General features: G+C 42.2%; 12 protein-coding genes. All 12 read left to right on the top strand.

Going from position 1 to position 12040, the window contains the following annotated elements; all coding sequences use genetic code 11:
• From RMB03_RS01320 to RMB03_RS01265, 12 genes are read left to right on the top strand one after another with little or no spacing between them, the layout of a single operon-like run.
• Positions 1-741, top strand: a complete 741-nt coding sequence (locus RMB03_RS01320; RefSeq protein WP_311073298.1) for a glycosyltransferase family 2 protein — start codon at positions 1-3, stop codon at positions 739-741.
• 2 nt (positions 742-743) lie between these two features.
• Entirely contained in the window at positions 744-1670 is a 927-nt protein-coding gene (locus RMB03_RS01315) for an acyltransferase (RefSeq protein WP_311073297.1), read from the top strand.
• Position 1671: 1 nt separating this feature from the next.
• The gene (locus RMB03_RS01310) at positions 1672-3207 is read left to right on the top strand and encodes an aromatic amino acid ammonia-lyase (RefSeq protein ID WP_311073296.1); all 1536 of its coding nucleotides are present in this window, start codon (positions 1672-1674) and stop codon (positions 3205-3207) included.
• Between the two features lie 9 nt (positions 3208-3216).
• Complete coding sequence (locus RMB03_RS01305) at positions 3217-3645, top strand: thioesterase family protein (RefSeq protein ID WP_003654902.1); 429 nt, start codon at positions 3217-3219, stop codon at positions 3643-3645.
• A complete protein-coding gene (locus RMB03_RS01300; RefSeq protein ID WP_311073295.1) occupies positions 3645-4274 on the top strand; it encodes an outer membrane lipoprotein carrier protein LolA in 630 nt (209 codons plus the stop codon). The genes RMB03_RS01305 and RMB03_RS01300 overlap by 1 nt, the downstream gene beginning before the upstream one ends.
• Entirely contained in the window at positions 4249-6564 is a 2316-nt protein-coding gene (locus RMB03_RS01295) for a hypothetical protein (protein ID WP_311073294.1), read from the top strand. Before RMB03_RS01300 ends, RMB03_RS01295 begins: the two co-directional genes overlap by 26 nt.
• Positions 6565-6593: 29 nt before the next feature.
• Positions 6594-7889 carry an NAD(P)/FAD-dependent oxidoreductase gene (locus tag RMB03_RS01290; RefSeq protein ID WP_311073293.1) on the top strand — a complete coding sequence of 432 codons (1296 nt, stop codon included), beginning with the start codon at positions 6594-6596 and terminating at the stop codon, positions 7887-7889.
• 2 nt (positions 7890-7891) lie between these two features.
• Entirely contained in the window at positions 7892-8437 is a 546-nt protein-coding gene (locus tag RMB03_RS01285; protein ID WP_311073292.1) for a DUF3261 domain-containing protein, read from the top strand.
• On the top strand, positions 8434-9636 hold the full coding sequence (locus tag RMB03_RS01280; protein WP_311073291.1) for a beta-ketoacyl-[acyl-carrier-protein] synthase family protein: 1203 nt from the start codon (positions 8434-8436) through the stop codon (positions 9634-9636). The genes RMB03_RS01285 and RMB03_RS01280 overlap by 4 nt, the downstream gene beginning before the upstream one ends.
• Complete coding sequence (locus RMB03_RS01275; RefSeq protein ID WP_003654915.1) at positions 9636-10061, top strand: 3-hydroxylacyl-ACP dehydratase; 426 nt, start codon at positions 9636-9638, stop codon at positions 10059-10061. Before RMB03_RS01280 ends, RMB03_RS01275 begins: the two co-directional genes overlap by 1 nt.
• A gap of 23 nt (positions 10062-10084) precedes the next feature.
• The gene (locus RMB03_RS01270; protein ID WP_005044822.1) at positions 10085-10810 is read left to right on the top strand and encodes a 3-ketoacyl-ACP reductase FabG2; all 726 of its coding nucleotides are present in this window, start codon (positions 10085-10087) and stop codon (positions 10808-10810) included.
• Complete coding sequence (locus RMB03_RS01265; RefSeq protein WP_231761946.1) at positions 10810-12036, top strand: beta-ketoacyl-ACP synthase; 1227 nt, start codon at positions 10810-10812, stop codon at positions 12034-12036. The genes RMB03_RS01270 and RMB03_RS01265 overlap by 1 nt, the downstream gene beginning before the upstream one ends.
• Positions 12037-12040 lie beyond the last annotated feature (4 nt).

Genomic DNA, 12040 nt, shown 5'->3' with positions numbered 1-12040 from the left:
ATGCAGACCAACTATGGCTTTGTTATCCCAGTTTATAACCATCCCTATTATTTAGCTGACTTGATTGCCTATCTTGATCGCTTTCATTTGCCGATTGTATTGGTGAATGATGGAAGTGATGATGCTTGTAGCCAGATTTTACGGGCATTGGCCGATCAATATTCACAAATTCATTTAATTGAACATGAAGTGAATAAGGGCAAAGGGCAAGCGGTGATTACAGGATTGCGTGCTGCACATGAGTTGGGTTTAAGCCATGCCTTACAACTTGATTCCGATGGGCAACACCACTGGGATGACATTCCTAAATTTATTGAACAGTCCCAGCAACATCCCAAAGCTATGGTAATTGGTCAGCCGTACTTTGATGAATCTATTCCTAAAAAACGGTTGTACGGACGTTACATTACCCATTTTTGGGTATGGCTTAATAGTTTATCTTTTGAAATTAAAGACAGTATGTGTGGATTTAGAGTGTATCCACTCGAAAGCACCATTAAAGTTTTGAACAGTGCTAAGTTTCAGCCACGTATGGGCTTTGATAGCGAAATTTTGGTGCGTTTAAAATGGGAAAATACCTCATTTATTAATGTGCCGACACCTGTGGTTTATCCAGAACAAGGTATCTCCCATTTTCATGCTTGGCGAGATAACTTAGGACTGAGTAAAGCACACGCAACTTTGTTTATGGGCATGCTGATTCGCTTACCGAAGCTGTTAAAACAGAGGCTGCAAGGTTAATTATGTCAGATTCAGCTTCTCCAAAATGGAATGACATTAAAGAGCGAGGAGGCATGGTGCCCCTCATGCTTATGTTGTGGTTTTACCGTTTTGGTGGACGTTGGTTATGCAAGTTGGTGATGTACTTTGTCATTATGTGGTATTGGCTGTTTGCCGCCACAGCACGACAAGCTTCCTTAATTTATTTACAAAAACTGCATCATTTTGCTGGAACACAGTCTCCCTTTACCCACGAACCAACTTGGGCAAATAGCTATACGCATTTTATGCAATTTGGTGAATGTATTTTAGATAAGATTGAAGGTTGGCTAGGGCATATCTCAGAGCAGAATCTAGAAGTTTTTGGGCATGAAAACTTTTCTCGGCACTACCAAAAAGGGGCGCTGATTGTGGTTTCCCATTTTGGCAATATTGAATTGCTTCGGGCAATTAAGTCAGAACATCCCCAGAAAATTAACGTGCTGGTATACCAAAAGCACGCGACCAAGTTTAATGAGTTTTTGAAAAAGCTAAATGATAAGGCTGATGTTTGCTTATTGCCCGTCGATGAGTTGGGTATTGAAACTGCTATGATTTTACAAGACAAAATGCAACAGGGTGAGTGGGTGATTGTTGCTGCGGACCGTGTACCTGTGCAGTCAGATCGTGTCCAGCATATCGAGTTTTTAGGGGAATCAGCAGCCTTTCCACAAGGTGCATGGATCTTGGCAAACTTACTGAAAGTACCTGTTATAGCTGTATTTTGCTACCGTGTGCAACAACAGTTTCAAGTTCATATTCATTCAATTGCCGAGCAGGTAAGTCTACCCCGCGCTAACCGTATTGAAAGTATGCAAACCATAACTAAAACTTATGTTGCCGTATTAGAACAGCATTGTCTGCGTGCCCCTTATCAATGGTTTAATTTTTATAATTTTTGGACGAAATAACATGCGTGTGTTAACCGTAGGTGAACAGCCACTGAGTATTGAAGATGTCGTTTCGGTCGCAAGAGGCGAATGTCTGGTTGCGTTACCTACATCATCTTCATGGCGTGACCTAATTCAAAAAGGTGCTGATTTTCTCGATCAGCTACTTGAAGAAGAAGGTGTCATTTACGGTGTGACCACGGGTTATGGTGACTCGTGTTTAGTTGAAGTGCCATTACATCAGGTCAATGAGTTACCACTGCATCTTTCACGTTTTCATGGTTGTGGTTTAGGTGAAAACCTAGATGTGATCACTGCACGTGCAGTAGTGGTGACGCGTTTATGTTCGTTGGCTCGTGGTTATTCAGGTGTGTCTTTGGCATTGCTTGAACGCTTGGTTTGGCTACTCAATGAAAATGTGATTCCAGTCATTCCATCTGAAGGTTCGGTGGGGGCAAGCGGTGATTTAACGCCGTTGTCTTACATTGCTGGAACGTTAATCGGGGAGCGTGATGTCTATATTGATGGACAAATTACCTCTGTTGCTCAGGTGTATGCTGAAAAAGGCTTGCAACCATTAACGCTCAGGCCTAAAGAAGGTTTGGCGCTTATGAACGGCACTGCCGTGATGACGGCAATTGCTTGTTTAAACTATAAAAAAGCAGAGCAGATTGCACTCGCAAGTACTCTAATTACCGCTCTAAATGTGCTGGCCTTGGAAGGTAATCCTAGTCATTTCGATGAAGTACTGTTTGCACAAAAACCTCATCCGGGACAGCAACAGATTGCCAAACAATTGCGTGACTGGCTTAACAGTGAAGTACAAACAGCACATCAAAGCCCACGTTTGCAAGATCGTTATTCGTTGCGTTGTGCACCGCATATTATTGGTGTGTTTGAAGACTCAAAAGTATGGTTACGTCAGTTTATTGAAAATGAACTGAATTCAAGTAATGACAATCCATTGATTGATCCTGTAGGCATGCGTGTGTTGCATGGCGGGCATTTTTACGGTGGGCACATTGCACAAGCAATGGATAGCTTAAAAATTATGATTGCCAATATTGCTGACTTGATGGATAGACAGATTGCACAATTGGTCGATCATAAAATGAATCATGGTTTGCCACGTAATTTAACAGGGGCAACGGCTGAACGTTTACCACTCAATCACGGCTTTAAAGCTGTGCAAATCGGGGTTTCAGCGTGGACTGCTGAAGCCTTGAAAAATACTTTAGCAGCTTCAATTTTTTCACGTTCAACCGAATGTCATAACCAAGATAAAGTCAGTATGGGAACCATTGCAGCACGTGATGCAAGCCGTGTGATTACTTTAACCCAGCAAGTAATTGCAGCCCTCTGCTGCGCTAGTGTGCAGGCGATTCATCTGAAAGGTTTAACAGCACAGTTAAGCCCAACATTGCAGGCATTTATGCAATGGACCTTACAAAGCTTTGCATTTGTCGAAGAAGACCGACCATTACAAACCGAATTACAACAGATTGTTGATCGTTTAGACCAACTTGAATTGTTTAATCAACCAGAATTTATGGGATAAGGTGAGCCAATGCATGCAGATGTAATCATTGAAATTCCATTTCATGATGTCGATACCATGAATGTGGTTTGGCATGGACACTATTTAAAATATTTTGAGATTGCGCGTTGTAAATTGCTCGATCAATTTCATTACAACTATATGCAGATGAAAGAATCAGGCTATGCATGGCCTGTGATTGAAAGCCATGTTCGCTATGCATATGGGATTGAGTTTGAACAAAAGATTCGGGTTCGCGCCATCTTAAAAGAATGGGAAAACCGCTTAAAAATTGATTATCTAATTTTTGATGCTGAGTCTGGGAAACGTTTAACTAAAGGTTATACCACACAGGTGGCGGTGAATATTGAAGCCCGTGAAATGTGTTTTCAGTCGCCTCAGGTTTTGTTTGATCGTTTGAATGCGTGGTCTGAGTTTCAACCGAAGAGGAATACGTGATGTCTCAATTCATCAAAACTTTAGGTTTAGGTACTGCTATCTGGATGGGTAGTTTAAGTGCGGTCTATGCAGCACCGGCACAGGTCACTCAAATTTTTCAGCAATTGTCGCAGTCTCCTACGGTTCGTGCTGATTTCGAACAGCAAAAAAAACTGCCATCGTTGAATAAGACCTTTATGTCGAACGGCTCGTTATTATTTGCTAAATCTTATGGTGTGGCATGGCAAATCAAACGCCCAGTACAAGCAGATTTGATTGTTACCCCAACCAAGCTAGTGCAAAAAACGCAGCGTACATTTAGCCAAATTCAGGTGGATCAATCACCTTATAGCTCTGTAGCAACTTTATTTTTGCAGTTAATGTCAGGTAATGAACAGGCCTTGGCAAAGAATTTTAATGTAGTGAGTGCGAACTATAGTCCAGCGGGTTGGAGCATGAGCTTAACTCCGAAAAGTAGCCTGTTTAAAAAGCTGTTTGTACGTGTTGATGCGCAAGGGCAACAGTACGTTAACCAAATTGTGATTACCGAAAAAGCCAATAATTTGACGACCATTCGTTTTAGTCACCAGACTTCTCAACCGACGACTCTAACGGCTGCTGAGCATGCGCTTTTCCAACTGGCAAAATAAGTTCACTGCACTTTGGTTAATTGCTCTGCTGCTCATTGCAGTGGGGCTTGGCGTGACTTGGCTGAACAAAGATATTCATATTCAAACTAATATTTTTGCGTTATTGCCTAAAGTTCAGCAAGACCCAGAACTTGCACGTACTCAGCAGTACATGAATGAGCAACTCAACAATAAAGTATTTGTGGTGGTAGATGCCAAAGATGAAGTTGCGATACAACAAGCGACTCATTTCTTAACAGCGCAGGCCAAGCAAAGTCAGTTGTGGCAGCCACTCAAGCCACAACTTGATCTTGATCAATTTGCAAAACAGTTGTATCAACATCGAGCAGGTTTGTTGAGTGCTCAAGATCAAGCCTTATTGCAAAAAAAGGACTATGCTGCGCTGACTGAACAAAGTCTGATGCAGATGATGAGTCCCGGCATGCCTGTCACTGCTGAATCACTTAAGCAAGACCCGCTATTATTGTTCCCTCGTTATGCCATGCAGTTGGCGAATCCGTCACAACAAGATATTGAAATGGAACAGGGCTTTGCGACCATTCACCATGAGCAAGGTATCTCTCGGCTTTTCGTATTACAGTTAACCCAAAGCCCATACAATATTGATTATCAAGAACAAGTATCGAACTGGATTGAGCAAACTAAGCAAAAGTTAGCGACAATGGGATTAAATTCTCATTGGACTGGAACTATTTTATTTTCAAATTTTGGGACGCAATCGGCTAAGCAGGAAATTTCAACCATTGGTGTCGGTTCGACACTGGGCTTAATTTTTCTGGTTTGGTTTGGCTTTCGTTCATTGCGACCTTTGGCGACCGAGTTTATTGCAGTTTCGACCGGAAGCTTTGTTGCATTTGCAGTCACGCATTGGATGTTTGGTGAAATTCACCTGATGACATTGGTGTTTGGTGCGAGTCTTATTGGTGTTTGTGTCGATTTTTCATTTTATTTTATGGCGATGCAATCACAGCATAGACAGCTTGGCGGTTTTCAAATTTTAAAACCACTATTGCCAAGCTTGTTTATGGGCTTAATGACCACATTGGTTGCTTACATCTTTTTGAGTTTTACTCCATTTCCTGGGTTCAAGCAGATTGCAGTCTTTTCAATTGTGGGACTGACTGCGGCTTGGATTAGTAGTGTGCTTTTATTGCCAAGACTGCCCGCACTCAATGCTCAGCCAGCCATACGAGCATTGTCGTGGATTGGACAAGCACGCTTATGGTTTCAACAACGAGCTAAAATACGTTATGGCTTGATTGCAGCCATTTTAGCAGTGGGTACGGTGAGTCTTTTCTATCTTAAAAGTAATGATGACATCCGTAACTTACAAGGGATGGATGTGAGTCTGAAACAGCAAGACCAAGCTGTTCGTGAGCAATTTGGCCAGCAACAAAGTAGTGATTATTTTGTAGTACGAGCAGCCTCTGCAAATGAAATGCAGCAACAAGAGCAGCAACTGATTGGGCAATTACAACAGTTGCAAGCAAAAGGAAAAATCAGTGCATTTCAAGCTCTAGGACAATGGATTCCCCCATTGGCAGAGCAGCAAAACAATGTACAACTATTAAGAAATATTCCAAAAGCGACTTTGCAGCAATATGCCCAAAGCATGGGGTTAAATGTCACTGATGTTTTACAGTGGCAACAGCAACTGGCAACACAACCGTTATTAGATTTTTCTGTATTTAAAGACCATCCTTTAGCTTTTTTACAGCCTCAAGCCAGTGAACGATTAGTGATGGTGACAGGAGTGAAACAGCCTGAAGTGTTAAAGCAGCTTCAGAATGATCACATAAACTTCCAGCAACCGATTACTGCAATGTCGGAAATGTTTGCCGAACATCGAGTGCAGGCTCAGCATCTTCTCATTTATGCCTTAATTGGTCTGGCGGTTGGTTTAGCGCTTATTTATGGTCTAAGTTCGATTGTGCCTTTGGTTCTGCCAGTAAGCTTGGCATTACTGAGCACTTTTGCTGTTCAGGCATGGTTAGGTGTCGAGATTAACCTGTTTAGTATTATGGCGACTTTCCTGATTATCGGGATTGGAGTCGACTATGCAATTTTTTACCGACATGGACATGATCACCCGCAAGTGGTTGGAATGGCGTTATTTTTATGTATGATGTCCACCTTACTAGGCTTTGGATTACTTTCGTTTAGCCATACTTACGCAATTCATTGTTTTGGTTTAACGGTTTTATTCGGGGTTATTTTCTCGTTTATCTATGCGACTTTATTAACCCCCGCAGATGAAAAACATATCGTGAATTTACAAGACCATTCATAATTTGAATAAATTAAAAAGGAAGTTGTGCTATGAGCACTATAGAAAAAATTGACGTCGTAATTATTGGGGCTGGACCATCAGGTAGTTCTGCTGCGGCACTGCTTCGAAAAAAGGGTTATACCGTTACGGTCATTGAAAAACAGCATTTCCCACGTTTTTCGATTGGTGAGTCATTGTTACCGCAATCTATGGCATTTTTAGAAGAGGCTGGTTTATTAGAAACGGTCCGTGAGCATGTTGATCAATACGCTTTTCAATTTAAAAATGGCGCGGCTTTTTTACGCGGTAAACAACGTAGCTTTTATGACTTTACAGAAAAATTTACGGATGGGCCGGGGACTACTTGGCAAGTTCGCCGTGCAGATTTTGACAATTTATTAGCAAAGCAGGCACAAGTTTATGGTGCTGACATACGCTTTGGACATGAGGTTTTAGATGTTGATGTTGCATCTGAACAACCTGTACTTACTGTATTAGATGAAGAACAACAGCGTTATCAGATTCAAACTAAATTCTTGTTAGATGCGAGTGGTTTTGGGCGGATTTTACCAAAGCTTTTAGATCTAGAGAGCCCATCAAACTTTCCAGTACGTCGTGCACTGTTTACCCATATTGAAGATGGGATTGCAGATGACCCTGAGTTTGACCGCAATAAAATTTTAATTACTGTGCACGAAAAAGATCATCGCGCATGGTATTGGCTTATTCCATTTGCAGATGGTCGTGCTTCTTTTGGTGTGGTTGCAGAACAAGATTTTTTTGACAAATACACGGTCGAAAATGCTGAAGATAATGAACCTGAGGCAATGTTTAAGCGTATTTTAGCCGATGAGCCAAGCTTGTCACATGTATTGCACCGTGCAAGATTTGATACACCAGTACGGACCTTGGTGGGTTACTCAGCGAATGTAAAACACTTGGCCGGCAACAACTATGCACTATTGGGTAATGCTGGTGAGTTTCTCGATCCCGTTTTTTCATCGGGTGTGACGATCGCTTTAAAATCTTCCAGCTTGGCTGTACCTTTGGTTGAGCGTGTCTTGCAAGGTGAGCAGGTAGACTGGTTGCAAGAATATGAAAAACCATTACGCCGTGGTATTCAGGTGTTTCGTGCCTATGTTGAGTCATGGTATGAAGGCGAGTTTCAAAATGTAGTGTTCTCACAAAATCAGAATGAAGGCATTCGCCGTATGATTTCTTCATTACTGGCTGGTTATGCGTGGGATGAAAAAAATCCAATCCATAAAAATGCCAAACGTAGACTTACTACTTTGGCAGAATATTGTCGTGAGGGCTTGGCACAAGAACAGGCACTTGAGGGGTAATCATGCAACGCAAATGGGCAACGATATTACTCAGTAGCTTTATATTTTTAAATGGTTGTCAGGTTATGCCACATGCCAAAGGGCTGCAAAGCCCACTATGGCAGGCGCAAGCTTATCAACGACAAGATCAGGTTGAAGTTCAGTGGAAGCAGCAAAGTTTTAGCTTCTTGTTATACCAACAGCAAAAGGGTGCTGTACTGGATATGGTGGCTTTGAGCCTGACAGGTCAACAATTATTTAAGTTACAGTTCGATGGACATCGGGTTCATGTTGAACAACGTATTGATCAAATGCGTTTATTGCCTTTTGAGTTTGTGGTACGTGATCTTTTGTTTGCGACATACCCTAAATTTTCACATTTAGGACAACAAGCAGTAGAGATGAAACAACAAGCAGGCATGCAGGTTGTTTATATTGAAAAGCAGCCTGTGTTGCAGCTTAAACAAGGGCAAGGAAGCATTGAATTGATTAATCAACAAGTCCCTTATACCATGACGCTGAGTTCGATTGAAAATACGTTGCAGACAGAAGAAAGTCCTACACCATGAAACATTTACCTTCAGAAAATGCAGCCACAATGGCAGTAGGCATACAATTAAGTGTCAGTTTATCTGCATTAGGTTGCGAACTTAATCAAATCAAACAGGCATTACAACAGCCACAGCAAACCTTAAGTTTGCGAGATGATTTAATTGCTGATCGTAATGTGTGGGTGGGGCAATATACACATCCATTATGCTCGAATGTACCAAACACCTTACAGTCTGTAGATTCACGTAATCTACGTTTTGCATTAACTGCATTATCTGAAATCGAAGCAGCGTTAAGAGACTATACGGCATCCTTTGAAAATAAACGTTTGGCCATTGTGGTGGGCACATCCACCTCTGGTATTTCAGATAATGAATTATTACTTAAGCAATATTTTCAAGGGAAAACCGAACTTTCAATATCTCACTATCCTCAGGAAATGGGCTGTTTAGCAAAAGCATTGCAGCAGTACTTAGGATGGGAAGGGCCTGCATATACTATTTCGACCGCTTGCTCTTCAAGCGCGAAAGCATTAGCTGCGGGGCAGCGTTTACTTCATGCAGATTTAGCCGATGTTGTATTGGTGGGTGGCGTCGATACCTTGTGTCAGTTGACACTAAATGGATTTAATAGCCTAGAAAGCTTATCTGAACGGACTTGCCAACCCTGCGGTGTGAAACGTGATGGCATTAATATTGGTGAAGCTGCTGCATTTTTTGTATTAAGTAAAGCCACTGCTCCTGTGATGTTAATGGGTGCGGGTGAATCGATGGATGCATGGCATATTTCGGCTCCACATCCTGAAGGCAAAGGTGCAGCATTAGCCATGCAACGCGCATTAGATATGGCTCATATTTCAGCTCAAGAGGTTGGTTATATCAACTTGCACGGCACAGCAACTCCACAAAATGACGCAATGGAAATTAAGGCCGTACGACAAGTTTTTGGTGATTATCAGGTTGCTTTAAGTAGCACCAAACACAAAACTGGACATTGCCTTGGTGCAGCTGGCGCTATAGAAGCTTTTATTTGTGAACAAGTTCTAAAAGATCAAAGTTGGTTGCCATTGCATCAAAATGTTGAGATTGATCCGGATTTGGCTGACCAAAACTATGTGCAAGATGCTGAACTAAAACAACCCATTCGCTATGTGATGAGTAATTCTTTCGCTTTTGGGGGAAGTAATATTAGTCTTGTTTTTGGAGTGAAGCCCTGATGAAACTTGATGCAATTCAATATATTCCTCATGAGCAGCCTATGGTTTTTATTGACCATTTAACTGATGTTGCAGAAGGGCGGGCACAAGCAGAACTCACGATTACACCCGAGCTCATGTTCTGTGAAGCAGAAGGCTTGCCGACATGGGCAAGCATTGAAATTATGGCACAAACCATCAGCGCTTATTCAGGCTGGCAAGGCCAGCAGTCAAAACAAGCGCCAAAAGTCGGTTTTTTATTGGGAACACGTAAGTTAAATTTACCAATCCCGTATTTCGCTTTAGGTTCACGATTGATCATTCAAATAGAACAACAATATTTTCATGAAGGACTTGGGCAATTTTCCTGTGAAATCAAATATGCTGAACACTGCATTCAGGCAACGTTAAGTGTATTTGAGCCAACAGAAACACCATTTGAATAACTACAAAGAATTAGGAATACATTGTGACAAGACGAATTTTAGTAACGGGTTCAAGTCGAGGAATTGGGAAAGCGATTGCATTACAACTTGCAAAGGCGGGTTTTGATGTAACTGTGCATGCCCGTTCGCGTCAGGCAGATGCAGAACAAGTCGTACAAGAGATTCAAGCTTTAGGGCAAAATAGCCATTATTTAATGTTTGATGTCACTGAACGCCAGACGGTTCAGCAAATTTTAGAACAAGATGTAGAACAGCATGGTGGATTCTATGGTGTTGTATTGAATGCAGGTCTTACCCATGATGGTGCTTTCCCAGCTTTAACAGATCAAGATTGGGATGAAGTTATTTCGACTTCCTTAGATGGTTTTTATAACGTATTAAAACCATTAGTTATGCCAATGATCCATTTGCGTAAAGGGGGTCGTATCGTCACGTTATCTTCGGTTTCTGGCATTATGGGTAACCGTGGACAGGTTAACTACAGTGCTGCAAAAGCAGGGTTGATTGGTGCGACCAAGGCCTTGGCACTCGAATTGGCCAAGCGAAAAATTACCGTGAACTGTGTAGCACCCGGCCTGATTGAGACGGAAATGGTTACCGATGAAGTCAAAGAGCATGCACTTAAAATGATTCCGTTACAACGCATGGGACAAGTCGATGAAGTTGCTAGCGTGGTGAAATTCTTGTGTTCAGATGAAGCTTCTTACGTAACTCGACAGGTTATCTCTGTGAATGGGGGACTCATCTGATGAAACGCGTTGTCGTGACGGGAATGGCTGGAATTACCTCTTTAGGTGAAACCTCTGATGAGATTTTTGCCCAATTTGAAGCCGCTAAAAGTGGTATTCGCTACATGCCGGAATGGGAACAGTATGTTGACCTTCGGACCAAGCTTGCTGGACCTGTTGAAACATTTCATGTTCCAAAGCATTTTAACCGTAAGGTTACCCGTGGTATGGGGCGTGTAGCGCTTATGTCTGTGGTTTGTGCCGAAACTGCTTTGCAAAATGCTGGCTTGCTTGGACACGAAATTTTGTCTAGTGGCGAAGCGGGTGTTGCCTTTGGTTCTTCTGCGGGCAGTGTAGAGGCTGTGGGTGAGTTTGCAAGCATGTTGCTTCATCAGAGCATGAGTAAGATCAATGCAACAACCTATATTCGTATGATGGCCCACACAAGTGCGGTGAATATGACCGTATATTTTGGTCTAAAAGGGTTAACTTTACCGACCTCAAGTGCATGTACTTCTGGCTCTATGGCCATTGGGCAAGCCTATGAAGCGATTAAATATGGCAAACAACAGGTCATGATTGCTGGTGGTGCAGAAGAACTCAGTGCAGCAGGTGCTGCGGTTTTTGATGTATTGTTCGCGACCAGTGGAATGAATGACCAACCAGAAAAAACACCACGACCATTTGATGCTAAGCGAGATGGATTGGTGATTGGTGAAGGGGCGGGCTGTTTAATTTTAGAAGAATACGAACATGCCAAAGCTCGAGGTGCCCATATCTATGCAGAGGTGATTGGCTACGGTAGCAATACTGATGGTCAACATGTAACTCGCCCCGAGTCAGAAATGATGGGGCGCTGTATGCAATTGGCACTTAAAGATGCATCTGTAGAAGCTAAAGACATTGCTTATGTAAATGCGCATGGCACCTCAACTGATCAGGGCGATGTAGCAGAAAGTCAGGCGACAGCAGCAGTTTTGGGACGTAAGCCGATCAGCTCTTTAAAAAGCTACTTTGGACATACGCTGGGGGCGTGTGGGGCTATTGAAGCTTGGCTGAGCATTGAAATGATGAATCGTGGCCGTTTTATTCCAACTTTAAATCTAGATGAAGTTGATCCACTGTGCGGCGATCTGGATTATATCGTTCAGCAGCCAAGAACTCTGGATGCTGACATTATTATGAGCAATAACTTTGCTTTTGGCGGAATTAATACTTCGCTTATTTTTAAACGTGTTAAACAATAAGGAA

Origin of the sequence: Acinetobacter sp. V91_7, assembly GCF_031799075.1 — a bacterium.
Classification (GTDB): Bacteria; Pseudomonadota; Gammaproteobacteria; order Pseudomonadales; family Moraxellaceae; genus Acinetobacter; species Acinetobacter calcoaceticus.
Note: the sequence above shows the minus strand (reverse complement) of the source record. Positions and strands in the feature narration are given on the sequence as shown.